Below are 20,709 nucleotides of genomic sequence, written 5' to 3'. Positions count from 1 at the left end.
CTAGATATGTCGAAATATGGCAATAATTCTGTCCGCCTTGCCTCGACATTTTTTGCAAGGTTAGAGAAAGCCTCGGCTTTTCGGCTCTAGGTGGAGGATGGCACTTCGACCTTGCCGACGATTTGCTCGAACCGTGCCCTGACGCTCTGCTGTATTTCGGCAAGTTCCAGCTCAAGCCGCGCGAGATCGGGCACACCAGCTGCGTGCAGCAGGAGATCGCGGACGCCACGCGGCGCCTCGGTCGGCACGAACTTGCCCGTCAGTGCCATGCGCAAGACCTGGGTCAGGCGATGATAAAGCCTTAGTGCAGACAGCAACTGATCCGCGTCACCGCTGCTCAGACAGCCAGCTTCGCGCAGCTTCGCAAGCGCCTCTTCGGTTCCCTGCGCCAGAACATGCGGCTTGTCATGCGCATGGGCGAGCTGCAGGAACTGGGCGATAAATTCGATGTCGACGAGGCCGCCAGCGACCTGCTTGAGATCCCAAATGTCCTTGGTGCCCTTTTCCTTCTCAATCCGGGCCCGCATGGACCTGACATCATCGGCCAGGGCCGCCCGGTCGCGCTCTTTGGCCAGCGTTTGGCAGAGATGGTGCTGGATCTTGGCTGCGAAGCCTTCCGAGCTTGAGGCGATGACACGCGCCCTGGTCAGGGCCATGTGTTCCCAGGTCCAGGCTTCCTTTTCCTGATAGGCAATAAACCCGCCAAGGTTCGTCGCCAGCGGCCCGGCGTTGCCGGAGGGTCTCAGGCGGAAATCCACCTCATAAAGGCTTCCCTCTGCCGTGGGCGCGGAAAGAGCCGTGACAAGCCTCTGGGTCAGGCGCGTATAATATTGGGAGATCGCCAGGGGCCGGGCACCGTCGGACTTGCTGACGCCCCCCGGCGCTTCGTACAATAGGATCAGGTCGAGGTCTGAGGCGGCGGTCATTTCCCGGCCACCGAGCTTGCCCATGGCGAGCACCGCGACCTGTCCGCCGGGCACATGACCATTGCTCTCGGCGACATGCGCCTCGACCCGCGTCAGGATCCTGTCGACGACCACTTCTGCCAAACGGGCCAAAGCGTGCCCGACCTTGTCGGCGGACAGCGTGTCGGAGACCAGCCTCAGGCCAATGAGAAACTGCTGTTCCTGGGCAAAGATCCGCGCCCGGTCGAGGGCTTCCTCGTAGAACCGCGCCAGTTCCAGCGTCAGATCCAGGCCGTCGCGAAACTCCTCGTAGCTCGGCATGGCACCGAAGAAGGCCGGGTCCAGCACCGTATCCAGAACGTGGATCCGGCGGGACACGGTTTCCGCCATCCGCGGCGCCGACCCCATGACCGTCGCCAGCAAGTTCAGGAGCTCGGGGTTGGATTTCAGCAAGGCAAAGAGCTGAATTCCGGCAGGGAGTTTGGCCAGAAAACTGTCAAAGCCGCGCAGGGCCGCATCGGCGTTGTCGGTTCCGGCCAGCGCTGTCACCAGCACCGGATGCAATTCGGTCAACCGTTCACGCGCCATGGCCGAACGTGTGCAGGCATAACGCCCGAAGTGCCAGGACTTGATGATGTTGACGGCATCACCGGGCTGCTTGAACCCGAGACCTGAAAGCGTCTCGAGGGTCTCAGGGTCATTGTCGTCGCCGGTGAAGACAAGATTGCCCAGGTCGGAGGCCAGCTCCGGTTCATCCTCGAAAAGCTCTGCATAGTGACGCTGAACCCGTTTCAGGCGCGCCATGAAGGCTTTCTCGAAAGCCTCCCGGCTGTCGAAGCCCATCAGATAGGCGATCCGCGTCAGGCCTTCCTCGTCCTTGGGCAACAGCTGGGTCTGTTCGTCGTTGAGCATCTGGATCCGATGCTCGACCGCCCGGAGAAATATATAGGCCTCGCGCAGCTCTTCACGGGCATCTTCCTTGATCCAACCGGCCTCCAGAAGGCCGTCCAGCATGTCGAGCGTGCGCCTGCCGCGCAGGGCGGGATTTCGCCCTCCGGCGATCAGCTGCTGAGTCTGGACGAAGAACTCCACCTCGCGGATGCCGCCCCGGCCGAGCTTCACATTGTGGCCAGCAACGGCGAACTTGCCATGCCCCTTGTGGATGTGGATCTGGCGCTTGATCGACTGAACGTCCGCAATGGCGGCAAAATCTAAATATTTGCGCCAGATGAAGGGCGTGATTTCCGCCAGAAAGGCGTCGCCTGCCTCAATATCACCCGCACACGGCCGGGCCTTGATCAGCGCAGCCCGCTCCCAGTTTTGCCCGAGGGATTCATAGTAGGACAAAGCCCCTGGCACGGACATGGCAAGCGGCGTCGCACCCGGGTCGGGCCGAAGGCGCAGATCCGTGCGGAAGATGTAACCTTCCGCCGTCCGGTCCTGCATGATCTTCACCAGCCGCCGGGTCATGCGGACAAATTCGACGGAGGGTTCGGCATTCTCGGCAATCGGGCTGATCGCCGGGTCGTAGAGAATGATCAGATCGATGTCGGACGAATAGTTGAGTTCCATTGCGCCATGTTTGCCCATGGCCAGAACGATAAAACCGGACGCTTTTTCAGGGTCATCAGGATCGACGGGTGTGAATTTCCCCTTCGCCGCCATTTCCGTCAGGCAAAAGCGAATGGCCGCCGACAGGGCTGCATCAGCGAAGCCCGCCAGACCTGCCGTGACCTGGTCGAGATCAATCGCGCCGCCGATATCCGCCAGCCCCAGCGTCAATGCCAGATCCTGCTTCAACAGCCTCAGATCGCGCATCACCTCCGATTCGCTTTCGCCCAAGGTCTGGCGCGCGCGTTCCAGCAAAGTGGCAATGCGTTCGGCAGGGTCGTCCTTCAGGATGTCAAAAAGCCGCTGCGGATCTGCGAGAGACAAATCCCTCAGATAAGACGTGTTCGACAGGATTGCAGAGAGAAAGGCCTCGACCTTCGGGTGATCGCGCAGAAGGCCAGGCAAATCAGGTCCGTCTTCATGCGCACGTGCCTTTTCCAGCACATCGGCCAGAAACAGGGCACCCTTGTCCGGGTCAATGGAGGGTGGATCGACAGTGAGAGAAAGATAGAGAGGCTTGCCACCGGACTTGCCCGGCATTGCCCGCGTTTGATCTTTCCCGCTAACTGCCGTTTCCTGACCCATGATCGGCTACGCCCTTCCCGTTCGGTGTCTTTTTTTCATCCGCCAGGGCCAGGTCGATGCTGACCTTGAGTCCTGGTGCCGCATCTTGCAGACGAAGGGTCCCGCCGTGCAAGCGGGCAATCGCGCGCACCAGACTCAACCCCAAACCATAACCCGGCTTGGTCCGGCTTTCGTCCAGACGCACAAAACGCCCTGTCACCCGGTCTCGGTCTGGCCCGGAAATGCCCGGCCCGGTATCGCTGACGGTAAGGACCATACGGCCTGCCTCCGGCGCCGCCTTGATCAGGATCACCGGACCGCCCTCCTCCGGGCGGCCATACTTGAGGACGTTCTCGACCAGATTGACCACGCATTGCGCGATCAGGTCGCGATTGCCGAAAACTCTCGCCGGCTCTTCGACCGTCACCTCCAGCCGGCCATCCTCGTCCTCGACCACCGGTGCATAGAGCTCTGCCATCTCATCGATGACAGCCTTCAGGTCAAAAGGCTCCATACCGGCTTCCGGCGACATCGCCTCGACCCGGGCAATGCGCAATAGCGCATCGAAAATCCGGATCAGGTTGTCGCTGTCCTCAATGGTGGCTTCCAGCGCTTCCCGGTAGTCGGGCTGGTCCCTGCCCTCGCGCAACACCGTCTCGACCCGCGTACGCATGCGGGTGAGCGGCGTCTTCAGATCATGGGCGATGTTGTCGGTGACATCCTTCATGCCCTGCATGAGCAATTCGATGCGTTCCAGCATATCGTTTAGGTTGGTCGCAAGCCGGTCGAATTCGTCGCCATTGCCGGCCACAGGCAGACGGCGGGAAAGATCGCCATGCATGATCGTCTGACTGGTCGCGGCGATGTCATCGATGCGCTTCATCACCCGGCGGCTGACAAAGAACCAGGTGGCACCGGCCATGAGCACGACTGCGATCAGCCAGAACCGCAAGGCACCCGACAAAATGGCGGAGAACCGCAGTTGCTCGCCAAGATCCCGACCAACAAGCAGGCGAAAGCCGCCGCGCAATTCAAAGATGCGCACGAGCGCCTCACGCTCGACCTCGCCGCCAGCCTCGACACGTCCGTACTTCATTCGCCGCACGTCACCGTCGGCCTCATCCAGGACAACGGTCGGCAGGCGGGAAATGTTGCCGACAATGGAGTTGCCGGCAAAATCGACCAGAAGGTAGATGCTTGCGTCCGGACGCCTCGCCCGGCGCTCGATGCTCTCGACCACCGCGCGCACACCGCCGCGGACATATTCCTCCGACAGGCCGGAAATTTCCGCGTCCACGGTCTGCACCACCTGGCTTGCCATGAGCTCGGTGGTGTTGCGCGAGATGTAGATCAGGAGAAAACCGGACAGGCCGGTGAAGATCGCGATGTAGAGCAGCGACAGCTTGAAGGCTGTCGTTCTCAAAATCCTAGTCAGCCGTGTCACGGATCGTATACCCCGCGCCGCGGATTGTGTGCAGGAGAGGTCTGTCAAAATCCTTGTCGATCTTGCCTCTCAACCGCGAAATGTGAACATCGATGACGTTGGTCTGGGGATCGAAATGATACTCCCAGACGTTTTCCAGGAGCATGGTTCTGGTCACCACCTGACCTGCGTGCTGCATGAGATACTCGAGCAGGCGGAACTCGCGCGGCTGCAAGGGGATATCCGTGTCGCCGCGGCGGCAGGAATGCGCCAGGCGGTCAAGCACCAGATCGCCAACCTGATAGGTGGTGACGACCTCGCCACCGGCCTTCGGACGCCGTGACAGTGCTTCGATGCGTGCCTGGAGTTCGGTAAAGGCATAGGGTTTTGGAAGATAGTCGTCGCCGCCCGCCTTGAGGCCCTTGACCCGGTCATCGACCTGACCGAGCGCGGACAGGATCAGGACAGGCGTCTGGTCACCGGCCTTGCGAAGCTCTTCAATCACCGAAAGGCCATCGCGCCGCGGCAGCATGCGATCGACGATCAGAACGTCGTAGGTGCTGCCGAGCGCCATCTCGAGACCCGTTTCACCATCACCGGCCTGATCGGCAAGGTGACCCAGTTCTTTCAGGCCCTTGGCCAGGTATGCCGACGCTTCCGCGTCGTCTTCGATGATGAGAATCCGCAACATCTTCTCCTTTTACAGAAGATCACTTTCAAAAGGCAAAGAAACCGAGAGAGAAAACACCGGTGGCAGATCCTTCTCAGGATCTGCCACCGGACGTCTCGACAGGTCCAGGCGGGAATGGGGCATCAAACCTGGACTTGCCGAAGGCGCTCGGGAACCGGCAGGGGCACGCCGGTTCCCGAGTGTCAGGGTCAGCCGATGTTCATCGGCAGAGCCACGAACCGGGTGGCGTCGTTGTTTTCGATCCGGAAGAGCACAGCCTTGCGGCCGTTTTCTTCCGCGTCGGCGACCGCCTTGACCACATCGGACGGCGTCTTGACGGCAACACCTGCCACTTCGACGATCCTGTCGCCACGGCGAAGGCCTTTTTCGGCGGCCGCGCCACTCGGATCGACTTCGGCAATCACGACACCTTCGCCATCGACGCCGGCTTCATCGGTGGTGACGAGTTCAAGACCCATGTCATCCAGGCTGGTCCGCTCCGGGGCGACAGGCTCCGCAGACGCGACCTTTTCAGCTTCTGGCAGCTTGCCGAGCGTGACCTCGATGGTCTTTTCCTTGCCATCGCGCCAGACGGTGATGTCGACGTCCGTGTCGGGCTCGTAAGCCGCGATGATCTTGGACAGCTCACGCGGTCCTTCGACCTTTGTGCCGTCAACGGACAGGATGGTGTCGCCGGACTTCAGGCCTGCCTTTTCGGCCGGGCTGCCGTCCTGAGCATCGGCGACAATCGCACCGCGTGCTTCATCGAGGCCGAGGCTTTCGGCAATGTCATCGCTGACGCCCTGGATATGGACGCCAAGCCAGCCGCGCACGACAGAGCCGTCGTCCCTCAAATCCATGATCACATCTGTCGCAGTCGATGCCGGGATGGCGAAGGCGATGCCGACATTGCCGCCGGAAGGCGAGAAGATCGCGGCGTTCACACCAATGACTTCACCCTTCATGTTGAAGGCAGGGCCGCCCGAGTTGCCGCGGTTGACCGGCGCATCGATCTGGATGAAATCATCGTAGGGTCCAGCGCCGATGTCTCGGCCACGGGCCGAAACGATCCCTGCGGTGACGGAACCGCCAAGGCCAAAGGGATTGCCGATGGCAACGACCCATTCACCCACATGCGGCGCGTCGTCTGCGAATTTCACGTAGGTGAACTCGCGGTCCGCATCGACTTTCAGGAGTGCAAGATCCGTGCGCTTGTCCGCGCCGATCAGCTTGGCATCAAATTCCTTGCCATCGTCCGTGACAATGGTGAACTCGGTACCCTTGTCGATGACGTGATGATTGGTAACCAGATAGCCGTCTTCACTGATGAAAAAGCCGGAGCCCTGGGACATGCCATACTGGCGGGGTTGCTGCCGTTCGCCACCACGGCCCTGCGGCTGGCCCTGTTCGCCGAACTGACGGAAGAAACGCTGCAGCGGGTGGTCCTTGGGCAGATCTTCAAAGAAGTTGTCGCCGCGACCGCCGCCGAAGTTCATCATGCGCGGCTCGACTTCCTGCTTGACGCGAACGCTGACGACTGCCGGCTGAACAGCCGTTACCACGGGAGAGAAATCGGTCGGGCCTGCCACATCGACCTTAACGGCGTCTGCCAGGGCAAACTGGTTCGGAACAACGGTCTGGGCAGACAGAACGCCGGCAACGCCGAGCGCCATTGCGCCGGCCAAAAGGCGGGTCCGGCGAGAACGCAAGCCGCGGGCGGTTTCTGTGGTCTGGCTGTTTTGCATCATTAAAGTCCTTTGGTGACGATGGGTCAGAAATCAGGGACGGACGCTTCGCGGGGAAGAAGCATTCCGTCCTGTCACGACGGACTATGTTGGGAGTCGCCTTACAGCCGCCTGTCGAGCGGATTAAGCTTTTGTAATCTTGGCAGGAGCGGCAGCGGAGAAGATCATAGGCGGATCACCGGCCTTCCAGGTCTGGTACTTCGGCATGATCGAGGCAAAGCGCTCGCTGTGTTCGAAAGCCCGCAACCAGGCCTTCAGCCGCGGCCAGTCCTCCGCGTCGAACCAGTCCCGGTCAACATTCGCGAACTGGCGCAGGAACGGCAGAAAAGCGTAGTCCGCCAAGCTCGCCGAGTGGCCGAACAGCCAGGGCCTGTTGGTCAGACGCTTTTCCAGATCGCTCAAAATGGCAGCGGCGGCAGCTCTTTCGCCTTCAGAAGACGCGTCGGGATACCGGGTGTCATACTTGTACCGGTCGAGATGCCTCTTGAAGTCACCGTCGAGCTTTTCGATCAATGCCAGCATCTCCTCGAGCGTGCCCTCATCGGGCGTCAGCCAACCCTCAGGATCGGCCTGCCGAAGCGCCCAGAGCATGATGTCTAGGCTCTCGTCGATGACGGTGGCGCCTCGGGGATCAAGACACGGCACGGTACCGCTCGGCGAAGCAGCCAGAAACTCAGGCGCCTTGTCGCGCAGCAGGACCTCGCGCAGCTCCACATCCAGGCCTGCCGACAGAAGCGCCAGGCGCGCGCGCATGGCATAGGGACATCTGCGGAAGGAATAGAGGATCGGAAGTGTTGTCATCGCGCATTCTGTCGAAGAAATCGGCTGGCCCGTCAAGACCGCCATCTTTCCCTGCGCCATTTCCCATGAGGTTCTCCCGAGCACAATCTGCACGGATCCGTTGAGGCAAAAATCTTTTCCAAAAGAGAGAAAGAAATCATCGAAGGAAATTACTGTCAAATCTGACAATAAAAATCCTCTTCCCTACGTATTCAACCCCATGAGAAAATCAGATTTCATCGAAATTCCCACCTACTTTCTTACAGTTATTTAAGCTCCTTCAGGCAGTTTGCCTGCACACGTTTCAACACTCGGGTTTTTCATGCTCAACTCATTGGTCGACCTTGCCAAGGAAAGCTGCAGCGACAAACGTCGCGAGCTTCTGGGCCAGGTCTCGGCGCTCTTCATTGCGGACGCAGATCGCTACACCAGCGAAGAGATGACGCTCTTCACCGGCGTTCTCAAAAAGCTCATCAATGACGCGGAAACCCAGGACAAGGCGAAACTCTCGGCGCGGCTGGCCCATGTCGATGAAACGCCGAATGACCTGGCGCTCGAACTGGCAAGTGATGATGCGGCGATTGCGAAATACATGCTGCAATATTCCAATTCGCTCACCCGCGACGACCTGATCCTGCTGGCCCGGAGCAAGGGACAGGACCACCTGCTGGCCATTTCAAAGCGCGATCATCTGGAAAGCAGGCTGACCGACATCCTTCTGGAGCGCGGCGAACAACCCGTGCGCCGGTCGATTGCGGACAACCCCGGCGCCGAACTGTCGGAATGGGGCATGCGCCTGCTGATGAAGCTGGCGGGCAGCGACGCGCCGCTGCGCGAGAGCATGACCCATCGCGCCGATCTTTCGGCGGAGCATTTCGAAAAACTGATCAGCCTGCTTCCGGAAGATCAAGGTGAGAGCGTCCGCAAGATGCATGCGCAGAACAGCCAGCTCGTCGAGAAGATCCTGCACGATGCCGGAAAGGCCGTGGCGGGCGGCTCGCTCGAGCGCAGACGCTCGCGCCTGGATGCCAAGGTGGCGCTCAAGGACATTCGAAGCGGCAAAACCAGCTTGAATGAGGTTTTCCTGGCCTACTCGCTGTCACGGAACCTGTTTGACCTCGCCTTCATCCTTGCCGAGGTTTCCAGCCTCGATCAGAAATACGTCACCAACGTGATGATCAGATACGAGATCGACGGTGTTGCGGTGCTTTGCCGGGCGCTTTCGATCGGCACCAGCGAGTTCAACATGTTCTGCAAGGCGCGCGGTGCACACCTGAAGCTGTCCAAAAACGCGATCGACAACTGGATGCGCGATTATCAGCTGTTGTCGGAGGAAGAAGCCCAGCGGGTTCTGCGCTTCATCAAGGTCCGCCTGAAGATGGCCGAAGCCGCCTGACCCGCGTCAGGCTGGCCTCTTAGGGGTCAACGGCTTTGGTCACAATGGCGGCGCCGGCCTCAAGTGTCTTGTGCACCGGGCATTTGTCAGCGATTTCCAGCAGTCTCTCCCGGGTTTCGGGTGACAGATCGCCCTCGACAGAGATTCTGCGTTCAAACCGGTCGATACGTCCGGACTGACCGCGATGCGCCTCGCTGCAATCTTCGCAATCAGCCGCATGCACCTTGCCATGGACAACGGTCGTCGAAATGCGCTCGACCGGCAGGCCCTTCCTGTCGGCATACATGCGCAGGGTCATGACCGTGCAGGCTCCTAGCGCGCTGGACAGCAGATCATATGGGGACGGTCCACTGTCGAGACCTCCGACACCTGTCGGCTCATCCGCAATCAATCTGTGCGCCCCGCTGGTGACCGCCACCTGGAACTTGCCAAGGCCCGTCTCAGCCACCTCGACACCCTCGGCGGTTTCATGCGCAACGGCTTGCGGCGACGGATCCAGATACCGGCTTGCCCAGGCCGAAATGACACGGGCCGCATAGGCCGCGTCGCCCTCCCGGCTCAGCAAGTGGTCTGCATGATCCAATGACACGAAGCTCTTGGGATGTTTGGCCGCCACGAAGATCTCCGTGGCATTGTCGATCCCGACGGTCTCATCCAGCGGTGCATGCAGAACCAGCAGCGCCTTGCCGAGCTTTTCGATCTTCCGGGTCAGGACCTGGCCGGTGGCGTCCTCGACGAACTCCCTGCGAATGGTGAACTCGCGCCCGGCGAGCATGACCTTCCCCTCGCCGTCCCGCTGAATGGCATCAAGCGATCCCTCGAAATTCTTCAGGACATGACCAACATCGGAGGGCGCGCCAATGGTCGCAACGGCACGGACATCGGGCAAGTCACCGGCCGCTGCCAGAACGGCAGCGCCGCCAAGCGAGTGCCCGATCAAGAGCTGCGGCGCCTGGTAATGCTCAGAAAGGAACGCGGCCGCATGCTTCAGATCCTCGACATTGGAGGAAAAATCGGTTGAGGCGAAGTCTCCGCCACTTGCACCAAGACCTGTAAAATCAAACCGCAGCACGCCGATGCCTTCGGCAATCAGTGCTTCGGCGATATGACGTGCGGCCGCGATATCCTTGGAACAGGTGAAACAATGCGCGAAGAGCGCGAACGCACGCACGTCCCCGGTCGGCATATCAAGGCGAGCGGCCAGCTTTACGCCGCGCGCGCCCTCAAATTCCAGCTTTCGTGCCCTGTTTGCCATGCGCCCTCACAACTTTGACATGCGGAACATCTCATCCCGCTCCGATCCTGTCATTGAAATAAGTCGTGGCAGCGCCGTCACAAGTAAATTGCCCATAACGATAATGTGCCCCGGAGACTGACGAGCATCCACTTCTGAGATACCGCCCTAAGATTGCAAAAATTACCAATCTTTAAACACCGCCTTATCCAATTGTGAAGACTTTAACAGCTACACTAAAGACTAGATTGGAACTGGTCGGATTATGCTCGATTCTCTTATAGAACAGGCAAAGGACATCTCTAGCGACAAGCAGAAGAAGCTTGTCGAGCACGTGACGGCACAGTTTGTCGAGCGTGCAAGCCTGCAGAGACGCGAAGAAATCGAGACCTACAACGGGATTTTGGAAGGTGTCTACGACAAGCTTCCCCCCGAAGACCGGCAAAAGATCTCCGACCGTCTGACCGATGTGGAGGCCACCTCCTCAGTGCTGGCGGCCAAGGTCGCCCGGGACGATCTGCCGATCGCGCGCAGGATGATCTCCGAATCCAAGTCCTTGAAAGAGAACGACCTTCTCAAACTTGCTGCGGAAACCAGCCAGGAACACATGCTGGAGATCGCCAAGCGAGATCATCTCAGCAGCCGGCTGACCAAGAAGCTTATCGATCGCGGCGGCAAGGCCGTTCACAAGTCCCTTGCGCTCAATCTCGGCGCCGAAATGACGGCGGAAGACTTCGAGAGGGTCGTCAAGGAATTGCCGAAACAGATGGGCGACAAGGTCCGGCATCTGCGCAAGTCCAACGAGCAGCTGCTAGAGGATCTGTTCAAGGACGACAGCGAGGCCATGACGGGCGCGCCGATCGAAAAGAAAGAGACGCGCATTCCCGTCCGGCAGTGGATGATGGGCATCAAATCGGGCCAGGTAACCCTGACCAAGGCCATCTCGCAGATGGCGATGGAAAAGAACCTCTACGACATCACCCTCATGCTCTCGGTGGTCTCGGGCCTGGAACACAAGCATGTTCTGAGCCTGATGAACCGCTTCGATTCGTCCGGCATTGCAACGCTCTGCCGGGCATCCGGTATCGATGACACCGCCTATTCGGGCATTTGCACCTGCCGGTGTCATCATCTGAAATTCCCCACATCGACCGGGAACAAGTGGCTGACAAATTACCACGTTCTCGATCCGACCGACGCAAAGCGGCTGCTTGAACTGATGAAGTACAAGCTGACGTCCGTGAACGGCGAAGCCGCCTAAGGCTCCTTCAAAGCGTCAATCCCGCTAGGATTTGGGCTCTTGCAGCAAGCTGTCGAGACGGGCCTGCTCTTCGTCACTCAAGGGCTTGGGGGTTGTGTTTGCCACAGCGCTCTTGCGCCGGCGGACCGCGAGAAAGAGACCCACGAGTCCAGCCAGAAGGGCGATAGGCCCGGCCGCCCAAAGCACCAGATTGTGCCAGGCAAACCGCGGTTTCAGCAGGACAAATTCGCCATAGCGTGACACCAGGTAGTCGATGACCTGGGCATCGCTGTCGCCGGCAACAAGACGTTCCCGCACCAGAACCCGCAAGTCTTTGGCCAGAGGCGCATCGCTGTCGTCGATCGACTGGTTCTGACACACCATGCAGCGCAGGTTGGCCGACAGTGCGCGGGCACGTTCCTCCAGAACCGGATCGTCGAGCACTTCGTCTGGCGCGACCGCCCATGCCGGACCGAGCCAGAGAAACGCCAGGGTGAAGACCATGAAGACGGACTTGAGCTTCATCTGGTCTACTCCGCCGCCTGTGGGGAAGGCGTGGCGCGCCGCGCCGGCTTGGGTGCTCCGACACGAAGACGGCGGTCGGCAATGGAGACAAGGCCGCCGAAGGCCATGATCATGCAGCCGATCCAGATCAGCGTCACGAGCGGTTTGAAGTAGACCCGAACGTCCACCGCGCCATTGTCACGTCCCTCTCCAAGCGAGAGATAGAGCTGCGAGAACCATGAGGTCATGATCGCCGCTTCCGTGGTCGGCATCTGGCGCGCGGTGTAAAGCCGCTTGGACGGCTCCATCTTCTCAACAATGGTTCCGCCGGTCCGCACGGTGAAATGCCCGACGTCCTCACGATAGTTCGGCCCCTTGCGTGGCACCACGCCATCGAAGGTCAGCTCATAGCCGGAGAGTTCGACATTGTCGCCCGGCTTCATGGTCAGGATACGCTCTTCCTGAAACGCGGATGCGGTGACAATGCCCAGGACCGTCACACCGACGCCGAAATGGGCGATGGACGTGCCCCAGGCAGAGCCCGGCAGGCCCTTCAGACGCGCGAACCCGCGGGACAGACCAACTTCGAAGAGTTTCACCCGTGTCAGGATCTCGACCATGGCACCGGTCATGACCCAGACGGCCAGGCCGACACCCAGAGGCGCCATCACACGCTCAAAGCCCCAAAGCCAAAGCGTGAAGAGACAGGCAAGGATGGCGATGCCAAAGGCCGCGTAAAGCCTCTGGCTGGCGGCAAGAAGATCGCCGCGTTTCCAGGCCAGCACCGGCCCGAATGGGACTGCAATCAGCAGCGGGATCATCAGCGGCCCGAAGGTGAGGTTGAAGAACGGCGCGCCAACGGAAATCTTTTCGCCCGTGATCACATCCAGCGCGAGCGGGTAGAGCGTTCCGACGAAGACGGCGACGGTCGCTGCGGTGAGGAAGAGGTTGTTCAAAACCAGCGCCCCCTCCCGGCTGATCGGCGCGAACAGACCGCCCTGCTTGAGCATCGGGGCCCGCCAGGCATAGAGCGTCAGCGAGCCGCCGATGAACAGGCACAGAAGAACCAGAATGAAAACGCCGCGCTCCGGATCGGTTGCGAAGGCATGGACACTGGTCAACACGCCCGATCGCACGAGAAAGGTGCCCAGCAGGGAAAGCGAGAAGGTGAAGATTGCCAGGAGGACAGTCCAGACTTTCAGAGCATCGCGCTTTTCCATGACGATGGCCGAATGCAATAGGGCAGTGCCTGCGAGCCATGGCATGAAGGAGGCGTTCTCGACCGGATCCCAGAACCACCAGCCGCCCCAGCCGAGCTCATAGTAGGCCCAGTAGGATCCCATCGCGATGCCGGCGGTGAGGAACACCCAGGCCAGAAGGGTCCAGGGCCGCACCCACCGCGCCCAGGCCGCATCAAGCCGTCCCAAAATCAGGGCCGCGACAGCAAAGGAGAAGGTGATCGAGAAACCGACGTAGCCGACATAAAGCAGCGGCGGATGGATCGCGAGGCCGATGTCCTGAAGGATCGGATTGAGGCCATTTCCCTCAAGCGGCGCTTCGGCGATCCGATTGAAGGGATTTGAGGTGGCCAGAATGAACAGGATGAAACCGGCGGTGACCCAGCTTTGCACCGCCAAGGTGGCCGCACGCAGGGAAGCTGGAATGTTGGTGCCGAAGAACCCGACAAGCGCACCGAAGAACACAAGGATCAGCACCCACAGCAGGACGGAGCCCTCGTGATTGCCCCAGACACCGGAGATTTTGTAGATCAGCGGCTTGGCCGAATGAGAGTTTTCCCAGACGTTTACGACGGAAAAATCCGAGCTCAGGTAGGCAGCTGTCAGCGCGGCAAAAGACAAGGCCACCAGCACGAAGAGCGCGACCGAGACAGGCGGAGCGATCGCCATCAGGCGGCTGTCCTCGCGCACGGCACCAACCATCGGCAGCACCGACTGGATGAGTGACAGCGCAAAAGCCAATACGAGAGCATAATGTCCAAGTTCAACGATCATGGCGTGTTCTCACGTTCCCGTTTCTAGCTTGCCGACAAGAGATTCAGCATGGGTGGCAAGGTTCATTCTCCCTGCCAAACGCCCTGTTGCTTTAGCGCCTCGGCAACTTCCTTGGGCACATAATTCTCATCATGCTTGGCCAACACGTTGTCGGCAACGAAGACTCCACGCGCATCGATCACGCCTTCGGTCACCACGCCCTGCCCTTCACGGAAAAGATCTGGAAGAATACCCTTGTAGGTGACCGAGACCGAGTTGACCGTGTCGGTCACCTTGAAGGACACATTGGCATCATCGGACCGCACAACCGTGCCTTCCTCAACCAGTCCGCCCAGTCGGATACGCTGGCCTGGCGGGATTGCCTTTTCGGCAATATCAGTCGGGCTTTGAAAGAAGACGATCTGATCGTTCAGCGCAAAGAGAATAAGACCGACCGCAACCGCCAGAACGGCTCCGGCGATCCCGATCATGGTCAGGCGCCTTTGTTTTCTTGTCATTTGTTCGCGTCCGTTTCCTCGTCGTCGAAAGCTCTGCCCCTCAGGAGCCTTCTATACCGGCCTTTTCGGCCATTTCATTGATCCGTCCCAAGGACGAAGTATCTTCTGCAAAGACCTTGCGGGCTTTTGTCAGCGCCGCCGCCGCCTTGTCGCCTTCGCCCAGCACGGAATATGCCCGGATCAGCCGAAGCCATTCGTCAACACTCCCGCCGGTGTCATCGAGCCGTTCGGCAAGTCCTTCAACCATCCCGGAGATCATGGCCGTGCGGTCCTGGTCCGTCATGTCGCTTGCAGCGGCGACCTCTTCAGCACTTGGCCCAGGAAGTGCCTCCCCTGATCCAAGCCGGCCCGCCATCTGCGTTCCACCAAGCTTGGCAAGTTCCGCCTGAGCGACCGGAACCCAGGCTTCGCTCGGGTCCGCGCCCTCGAGAAGGGATGACCAGGAGGCAATTGCCTCTTCTGATTTGCCTTCCTGACCAAGGGCCAGCGCGAGAAAGAAACGGGGTTTGACGGCGCCCGGCTCAAGCGCAACCGCGCGCTCGAAAGCGGCCTGCGCATCTGCGCTGACGATGCCGTCATTCGCGACGGTCAGCGCTTCGCCGAAATCCGTTTCAAGTTGTGCGGTCGCGCCCAACAGGCGGATCGCATTGGCGTAGGCGTTGGCTGCGGCCTTCGGGTTGCCCATGCGCATATAGACAGGAGCCACCACGCTCCACCCCTGGCCGTCCTGCGGATTTTCTGACAGATGCCGCTCAACGCGCGCAACCAACACATCGACCGACTGGTTTTCCGCAGGTTCCGACAGGCGTGCGAACAGTGGCTGATCGGGCAGATCAGGCGAGCCGAGGTAGAGATAGAGCCCGAATGAACCAAGCGGCAGGAAAACCAGCGCGGTCACCATGGCAAGGCGAAGCAATGCACCGCTCTTGCTTCCGGTCTCAGCGCCGTGCTGGCGTTCATCGGCGGCCAGCAGGCGACGGGCGATTTCAGTTCGCGCGGCAACGGCAGCTTCGGTTTCGATCAATCCGCGCTCGAGGTCCCGGTCAACTTCTGCAAGCTGCTGGCGGTAGACTGCCGTGTCGGCGGTCTGCTCGGCTTCCACGGGATCTTCCCGGCGCGCACTGCGGGCCAGTGGCACAAGAATCGACAGGGCGGCGGCGGCCGTCATGACAGCAATCAGGATCCAGAACATCATGGAGCACTATAGAGCGCGACCGCGTCAGGAAGGCAAGCGCAAGACTATGTGACCAGCCGTCGCGGAAAGACTTGGCGCCGAAGGCCGACCAATGCAGAAAACTACTGGCGGCGCATCTGTCCGACGGCGGCTTTCTTCACAGGACCTGGCGCAAGTGTTTCCGCCTTGGCGACGATCTTGGTGCTCAAGGCGGTCTGACGGCTTCGACGAAGTTGCTGTGCATAGTCGCCGCCGAAATAAATCTCCGACAGCATGATTGCCACATCAACGGCGGCAAGGTGGGCTTCCCGCTCCTTGCCATCGGTCTTGTGAAGATCACTGATCAGCGACCTTGTCAGGATTTCGAGGGTTTGCTCGACCGCCTGCCGCGTGCGCTTGCCAATATCATTGACCGCAAAGGTCTGCGAGGCATTTCGGACCATGACCACGACCCGAAGCGCCCGCACCGCTTCGTCGATAACGGTCTGATCCTGATCAAGTTTTCCGTCTTCATCAAAGCCGGGAACCAGCAGAGAGCGGCGGACAGCGCTGTGCGCATTTCGCAGCTCGCTGGTGACGATCTCCGAAATGTCTTTCTTGGTCGCCGACAGGCGTTTTTGCCAAGTCCCGGCGTGGGACAGGTCCATGTCGAGTTCCACGCCGCGCACCAGGCTGTGATACTCCGACAGAGCCTGGGAGAAAGCGACGGGATCCGGATTGTTGTTGCGGTGCTCATGAGCAAGGATGTTCAGGCGTTCGGCTTCACTCAGAACCACATCGACGAAGGGTGAAAACTGCGAGTTGCTGATGGCCTTGGGATCATCGCTTCGCGCCAGACGTCCGGCAAAAGAGCAAAGGGCCGAAGGTGTGTCCGCGCGCTCCAGAAGCGCTGCAGCGACCACCGAGATATGATCGGGAAAGCGGGTCGACGCTTTTTCGACCAGTTTCAGAACGCCATTGCCGGTCTTGAGACCTGCCGCATCGAGACTTTCCGGCACAGCTTTCAGGAAGGGCATCAACCAGCCTTCGGCCGCGAAAATCTTGTTGATGTCCCTGAGTTCCTCGATGCCGCGTTCGCCGCCCACTTCCATGCCGAGCCGGCGCCGATCCTTGTCGGAAATCTCGATCTTGTGAAGCACATCGCCGACGGCCTCGACGGAGCTCTTGCGCAGGCTCTTGACCAGCGTTTCCATCCGCTCTTCGCTGACGGTGTCCTGTTCGGCCTGATCCAAAACGCGTTTGACGTCGCTTGGCAGGACATCGCGGCTGATCCACTGCCAGACACGGTTGAGCACCGCGCGATTGACACGGCCTTCCTGCTTGGTGGGCAGATGTTCGTTGATCAGGAACTCGTCAAGCGGCGTGAAGAAAAGGCGCTGAACCTGATTGCGGCGCAGCACGCCGCGCGGCAGATCTTCCAGTTGAGGATCGGGTTTTCGAAGAAGATCAAGTGATGCCGCAAGTATCAATTCGACATGAGCGTCGGCACCACCGGATTTCTTTACACGCTCCAGATTTCGGACAAGTGTCTCCACAGCCCGCGGAGAGAGCTCTTGCAAATACCTTCGGATCTTGTTGGTAACAATCTCGGTTTCTGACATCTTCCGCCGACATAAACGTGCGCCGCCCAGACGGGAAGATATCTGCAGACCTTTAAACAAAGGTTGAGAAACCACGAATGCGCTGCAATGGAGCAACGAAAAATGCATTCGGTGACAATAACTTAGGGAGACGCCCTGAAGAGAGCTGCCGCGAAGCCCTCAGTCCGGGGCTCCTGAATGGCCGTGTTCAACGGGATTGGCGAAAACTTGTCCTATGGCCCGAATAACCTTGAGGAAGTCATGACGACACGGACGAAAGTCAGCCTCTCACCCGTTTACTGCGCCCTCAGCTGAGCGTTTTCCAGGACCCGTCTTCCTGACGGCAAGCGGTGCCGCGAGAGGTCAGAGCCGCGCCATTCAGGATCATCTCGTGGGTGAATTCCCGGCAGGATGTGTCGTTGACCTGGTAGACCGGCCCGGGACGAACCTGGCCGCTGCGACCGGTTTCCTCATTTTGCCAGGATACGGCAACACCGTTGGCGCGTGCACGCAGCGCCCGTTTCTGGGCTTCAGCGACTGCCTTGTAGTCGGATCTTTCGAGGGACTGGCCGAATTCGTTGTTCACCAGAACAGCGATCGCCGTGCTGGCTTCATCTTCCGCGACGCCGGAGGTGCTGGCACCGAACTGGCTTCCCCATGTCCCCTGGGTTCCGCCGGGCGCGGAACTGCAGGCACCAAGACCGACGGTCATCAAAATGAGGCATGAAAGAGTGCGAACCCGCATTAATCGCTCCGTCGTCATGACGCCATTGGCCCTGAAGATGATGGCCCTAGAAATGAATCAACTCTAGTCTTTACACTTATAGGCATTTTTTATGGCGGAACTACGCCGATGACTGGGCAAAGACTGTGACAGAGGTCACAATTGCGTAACGGAATGTTACACAGAGGGCAAGATCAGCCGCGCGCGCAAGCCGCCTATCTCGGCCCGGTCCAGCTCCAGCCGTCCGCCGTAAAGCCCTGCAAGATCAGCAACAATGGAAAGCCCCAGCCCAGTTCCAGGCACCGTCTCGTCCAGCCGACGGCCGCGTTTGACCGCCTCGCGCCGCTCTTCCTGCGACAGGCCCGGGCCATCGTCCTCGACAATCAGTTCGAACAATTCGCGCGTCGCCTCACCCTGCTGCAATTGCCGGACATGGACGACAACTTTGGAGCTCGCCCATTTGCAGGCGTTGTCGAGCAGGTTTCCGGCAAGCTCTTCCAGATCCTGCTGTTCGCCCCTGAACCTCAGGCCGTCGGGCATGGCATCTGCCAACTCGACATCCCGCTCCCGGTAGATCTTGGACATGGCCCGCGTTAGTCGGGACAAGACCGGCTCGACCTCGCAGGAGACGCCGATGACGCGTCTTTGCGCGGCCATCCGGGCGCGCTCCAGATGATGCTGGATCTGGGTCGACATGATTGTCGCCTGTTCGGCGACCTTGTCGGCAAAAGGACCGGATGCCGTCCGCGCCTCATTTGAAATCACGCTCAAGGGTGTTTTCAGACCATGGGCCAAATTGCCCACATGGGTTCGGGAGCGTTCGACAATCTCGCGATTGGAATGGATCAGAGCATTGAGCTCCACCGCCAATGGCGCCAGCTCGACCGGTAGATTCTCGTCGATCTCGTCGGCTTCGCCGCGCCGCACCTCGCCAAGGGAGGCTCGTAGACGCACAAGCGGCCTAAGGCCGACGCGCACCTGAAGGAACACCGCACCAACGAGACCAGCGCCAAACACCACCAGCGTCAGAATCACCTGATTGGCGAAGTCACGCACGTCGGCACGAAAACCCGCGGTCTCGGCGGCAACGGTGATGATGTACTCCGCACTGCCAAGCCCGATGCGTTGCTGGCGCACCCGGACCTCTTCGTTGCCCGGTCCCGTGCCGAAGGAACTACGGTTTTCCGCGGAGCCAAGCGGTGCGACATCAAGCGGGTCACCGACCAGCGACAGAGACGCGAATTGCACCTTTTCGCCGTTCACCGCTTCCGCGACCGTCCAGTACCAGCCGGACAAGGGCAAGGAAAACCGCGGCTCGCCAACTCCCTTGGGCTCGCGGACAGGCGCATCTTCGCCAGCGGCCGGATCGGGCACCATCTCGGCCAGTATCGATTTCACATAGACATCAAGCTGAGCATCGAACGCACGCTCGCTGGCGGACTGATAAAGTTCGACCAGGATGAAGCCGGCCACCGCCAGCGCAAGCACGGACCACACGGCCGCGACGACAACGAGGCGCCCGGACAGAGAGCGCGGCTTGCGCCTTGGTCCGACGGGTTGTCCGCCCTGCACCGGCTCACTCGTCAACGGGTTCGCCCAAGCGGTAGCCAAGTCCGCGGATGGTCTCAATCATGTCCGCGCCGATTTTTTTGCGCAAACGACCAACAAACACTTCCACGGTGTTGGAATCACGATCGAAATCCTGCTCGTACAGATGCTCGGTCAGTTCCGTGCGGGAAATGACCTTGCCCTGATGATGCAGGAGATAGGACAGCAGGCGATACTCGTGGGAGGTCAACTTGATGGGGTTGCCATCATGGGTGACGCGCCCTGCCCGCAGGTCCAGACGCACAAGTCCGCACGTTATTTCATTGGAAGCGTGGCCGGCTGCCCTGCGTACAAGCGCACGTACACGGGCCAGCACCTCCTCCATGTGGAAGGGCTTGGCGACATAGTCGTCGGCGCCCGCATCTATGCCGGCCACCTTGTCCGACCATCGATCGCGGGCGGTCAGGATGAGGACCGGCATGGACCGGCCATCCCGGCGCCAGTTCTCCAGGACAGACAGACCGTCGAGTTTCGGCAGGCCGAGATCCAGCACCACCGCATCATAGGGTTCCGTATCGCCGAGAAAGTGACCTTCTTCGCCGTCGAACGCCGTGTCGACCGCATAGCCCGCCTCGCCCAGCGCCGTCACCAGCTGACGATTGAGATCGGCATCATCTTCCACCACGAGCAAGCGCATCTGAAATCCTGTCGTTCTTAAAAATCAATAAAGTCAGCGGCTGGCGTTCAGCACCTTGGTCTGGACCTTGCCGCCGACCAGAACCGACAGCCGATAAACATAGCGGCCACCTTCAATGCACAGCTGCGCCTTGACGATTTCCCCGCCCGCAGCCGATTTCATCGACCCGAGCGATGCGGCCTTGCCGCTCGCAACCGCCTGACGCGCCTCGCCCTGGGACAGGCACTGCGCGCTGGCAGGCACCGCCGTCAGCAGGGTCAGAACAAGAAGGGCAAAAACACGTTTCAAAAGTACCACCTTCGGGCTTCCAGGGTCGGGCGCTGTGGAGAGGCAGACCTTCTGCCTCATCTGCCGCGCCGCCGACATCTATCACGTCATATTTGACCGTTTTCTAGCAGGGCCCAG

17 protein-coding genes are annotated in these 20,709 nt (G+C 60.1%); 2 read left to right on the top strand and 15 right to left on the bottom strand.

Features of this window, described 5'->3' with window-relative positions:
• Positions 1-86: 86 nt before the first annotated feature.
• The 5 genes from IG617_RS01200 to IG617_RS01180 all read right to left on the bottom strand — a co-directional run bounded on the left by IG617_RS01200 (position 87) and on the right by IG617_RS01180 (position 7,779).
• Positions 87-3,101 (bottom strand): bifunctional [glutamine synthetase] adenylyltransferase/[glutamine synthetase]-adenylyl-L-tyrosine phosphorylase, encoded by a 3,015-nt coding sequence (locus IG617_RS01200; RefSeq protein WP_420826126.1) that lies wholly within the window; start codon positions 3,099-3,101, stop codon positions 87-89.
• Positions 3,079-4,524 carry an ATP-binding protein gene (locus IG617_RS01195; protein WP_192106581.1) on the bottom strand — a complete coding sequence of 482 codons (1,446 nt, stop codon included), beginning with the start codon at positions 4,522-4,524 and terminating at the stop codon, positions 3,079-3,081. Before IG617_RS01195 ends, IG617_RS01200 begins: the two co-directional genes overlap by 23 nt.
• Positions 4,508-5,194, bottom strand: a complete 687-nt coding sequence (locus IG617_RS01190) for a response regulator transcription factor (protein WP_276529799.1) — start codon at positions 5,192-5,194, stop codon at positions 4,508-4,510. The genes IG617_RS01195 and IG617_RS01190 overlap by 17 nt, the downstream gene beginning before the upstream one ends.
• Positions 5,195-5,382: 188 nt before the next feature.
• Positions 5,383-6,921 carry a Do family serine endopeptidase gene (locus IG617_RS01185; protein ID WP_192106579.1) on the bottom strand — a complete coding sequence of 513 codons (1,539 nt, stop codon included), beginning with the start codon at positions 6,919-6,921 and terminating at the stop codon, positions 5,383-5,385.
• 120 nt (positions 6,922-7,041) lie between these two features.
• Positions 7,042-7,779, bottom strand: coding sequence for a glutathione S-transferase (locus IG617_RS01180; protein WP_209008195.1), 738 nt, complete (start codon positions 7,777-7,779; stop codon positions 7,042-7,044).
• Positions 7,780-8,020: 241 nt separating this feature from the next.
• Here IG617_RS01180 and IG617_RS01175 point away from each other — a divergent pair, with 241 nt between their 5' ends.
• Positions 8,021-9,094 (top strand): DUF2336 domain-containing protein, encoded by a 1,074-nt coding sequence (locus tag IG617_RS01175; protein WP_192106576.1) that lies wholly within the window; start codon positions 8,021-8,023, stop codon positions 9,092-9,094.
• Positions 9,095-9,113: 19 nt separating this feature from the next.
• On the opposite strand, the gene IG617_RS01170 is transcribed toward IG617_RS01175, so the two are convergent.
• Positions 9,114-10,349 carry a bifunctional alpha/beta hydrolase/OsmC family protein gene (locus IG617_RS01170; RefSeq protein WP_192106575.1) on the bottom strand — a complete coding sequence of 412 codons (1,236 nt, stop codon included), beginning with the start codon at positions 10,347-10,349 and terminating at the stop codon, positions 9,114-9,116.
• A 244-nt stretch (positions 10,350-10,593) separates the two neighbouring features.
• On the opposite strand from IG617_RS01170, the gene IG617_RS01165 reads away from it, so the two are divergent.
• On the top strand, positions 10,594-11,589 hold the full coding sequence (locus IG617_RS01165; RefSeq protein ID WP_192106572.1) for a DUF2336 domain-containing protein: 996 nt from the start codon (positions 10,594-10,596) through the stop codon (positions 11,587-11,589).
• A 24-nt stretch (positions 11,590-11,613) separates the two neighbouring features.
• Here IG617_RS01165 and IG617_RS01160 read toward each other — a convergent pair whose 3' ends face one another.
• From IG617_RS01160 to IG617_RS01120, 9 genes are all read right to left on the bottom strand, one after another.
• Positions 11,614-12,093, bottom strand: a complete 480-nt coding sequence (locus IG617_RS01160) for a cytochrome c-type biogenesis protein (protein ID WP_192106570.1) — start codon at positions 12,091-12,093, stop codon at positions 11,614-11,616.
• Between the two features lie 5 nt (positions 12,094-12,098).
• On the bottom strand, positions 12,099-14,084 hold the full coding sequence (locus IG617_RS01155; RefSeq protein WP_192106568.1) for a heme lyase CcmF/NrfE family subunit: 1,986 nt from the start codon (positions 14,082-14,084) through the stop codon (positions 12,099-12,101).
• A gap of 62 nt (positions 14,085-14,146) precedes the next feature.
• Positions 14,147-14,581 carry a cytochrome c maturation protein CcmE gene (gene ccmE / locus IG617_RS01150; RefSeq protein ID WP_192106566.1) on the bottom strand — a complete coding sequence of 145 codons (435 nt, stop codon included), beginning with the start codon at positions 14,579-14,581 and terminating at the stop codon, positions 14,147-14,149.
• Positions 14,582-14,621: 40 nt separating this feature from the next.
• Complete coding sequence (gene ccmI / locus IG617_RS01145) at positions 14,622-15,776, bottom strand: c-type cytochrome biogenesis protein CcmI (protein ID WP_192106564.1); 1,155 nt, start codon at positions 15,774-15,776, stop codon at positions 14,622-14,624.
• 101 nt (positions 15,777-15,877) lie between these two features.
• The gene (locus IG617_RS01140) at positions 15,878-17,290 is read right to left on the bottom strand and encodes a hypothetical protein (RefSeq protein WP_192106562.1); all 1,413 of its coding nucleotides are present in this window, start codon (positions 17,288-17,290) and stop codon (positions 15,878-15,880) included.
• A gap of 352 nt (positions 17,291-17,642) precedes the next feature.
• Positions 17,643-18,080, bottom strand: a complete 438-nt coding sequence (locus IG617_RS01135; protein ID WP_192106561.1) for an RT0821/Lpp0805 family surface protein — start codon at positions 18,078-18,080, stop codon at positions 17,643-17,645.
• Positions 18,081-18,236: 156 nt separating this feature from the next.
• Positions 18,237-19,646, bottom strand: coding sequence for an ATP-binding protein (locus tag IG617_RS01130; RefSeq protein WP_209008194.1), 1,410 nt, complete (start codon positions 19,644-19,646; stop codon positions 18,237-18,239).
• On the bottom strand, positions 19,636-20,304 hold the full coding sequence (locus tag IG617_RS01125; protein ID WP_192106560.1) for a response regulator transcription factor: 669 nt from the start codon (positions 20,302-20,304) through the stop codon (positions 19,636-19,638). Before IG617_RS01125 ends, IG617_RS01130 begins: the two co-directional genes overlap by 11 nt.
• A 33-nt stretch (positions 20,305-20,337) precedes the next feature.
• The gene (locus tag IG617_RS01120; RefSeq protein ID WP_209008193.1) at positions 20,338-20,601 is read right to left on the bottom strand and encodes a hypothetical protein; all 264 of its coding nucleotides are present in this window, start codon (positions 20,599-20,601) and stop codon (positions 20,338-20,340) included.
• Positions 20,602-20,709: the final 108 nt, after the last annotated feature.

The sequence above is a fragment of the Roseibium polysiphoniae genome, assembly GCF_014842925.1.
In the GTDB taxonomy this organism is placed as follows: Bacteria; Pseudomonadota; Alphaproteobacteria; order Rhizobiales; family Stappiaceae; genus Roseibium; species Roseibium polysiphoniae.
Note: the sequence above shows the minus strand (reverse complement) of the source record. Positions and strands in the feature narration are given on the sequence as shown.

Excerpts from the sequence above, each read along its gene's own strand:
- IG617_RS01165 (WP_192106572.1), top strand. The coding sequence starts at position 10,594 with ATGCTCGATTCTCTTATAGAACAGGCAAAGGACATCTCTAGCGACAAG.
- ccmE (WP_192106566.1), bottom strand. The coding sequence starts at position 14,581 with ATGACAAGAAAACAAAGGCGCCTGACCATGATCGGGATCGCCGGAGCC.
- IG617_RS01160 (WP_192106570.1), bottom strand. The coding sequence starts at position 12,093 with ATGAAGCTCAAGTCCGTCTTCATGGTCTTCACCCTGGCGTTTCTCTGG.
- ccmI (WP_192106564.1), bottom strand. The coding sequence starts at position 15,776 with ATGATGTTCTGGATCCTGATTGCTGTCATGACGGCCGCCGCCGCCCTG.
- IG617_RS01200 (WP_420826126.1), bottom strand. The coding sequence starts at position 3,101 with ATGGGTCAGGAAACGGCAGTTAGCGGGAAAGATCAAACGCGGGCAATG.
- IG617_RS01125 (WP_192106560.1), bottom strand. The coding sequence starts at position 20,304 with ATGCGCTTGCTCGTGGTGGAAGATGATGCCGATCTCAATCGTCAGCTG.
- IG617_RS01180 (WP_209008195.1), bottom strand. The coding sequence starts at position 7,779 with ATGGCGCAGGGAAAGATGGCGGTCTTGACGGGCCAGCCGATTTCTTCG.
- IG617_RS01185 (WP_192106579.1), bottom strand. The coding sequence starts at position 6,921 with ATGATGCAAAACAGCCAGACCACAGAAACCGCCCGCGGCTTGCGTTCT.
- IG617_RS01175 (WP_192106576.1), top strand. The coding sequence starts at position 8,021 with ATGCTCAACTCATTGGTCGACCTTGCCAAGGAAAGCTGCAGCGACAAA.
- IG617_RS01190 (WP_276529799.1), bottom strand. The coding sequence starts at position 5,194 with ATGTTGCGGATTCTCATCATCGAAGACGACGCGGAAGCGTCGGCATAC.
- IG617_RS01135 (WP_192106561.1), bottom strand. The coding sequence starts at position 18,080 with ATGCGGGTTCGCACTCTTTCATGCCTCATTTTGATGACCGTCGGTCTT.
- IG617_RS01155 (WP_192106568.1), bottom strand. The coding sequence starts at position 14,084 with ATGATCGTTGAACTTGGACATTATGCTCTCGTATTGGCTTTTGCGCTG.
- IG617_RS01170 (WP_192106575.1), bottom strand. The coding sequence starts at position 10,349 with ATGGCAAACAGGGCACGAAAGCTGGAATTTGAGGGCGCGCGCGGCGTA.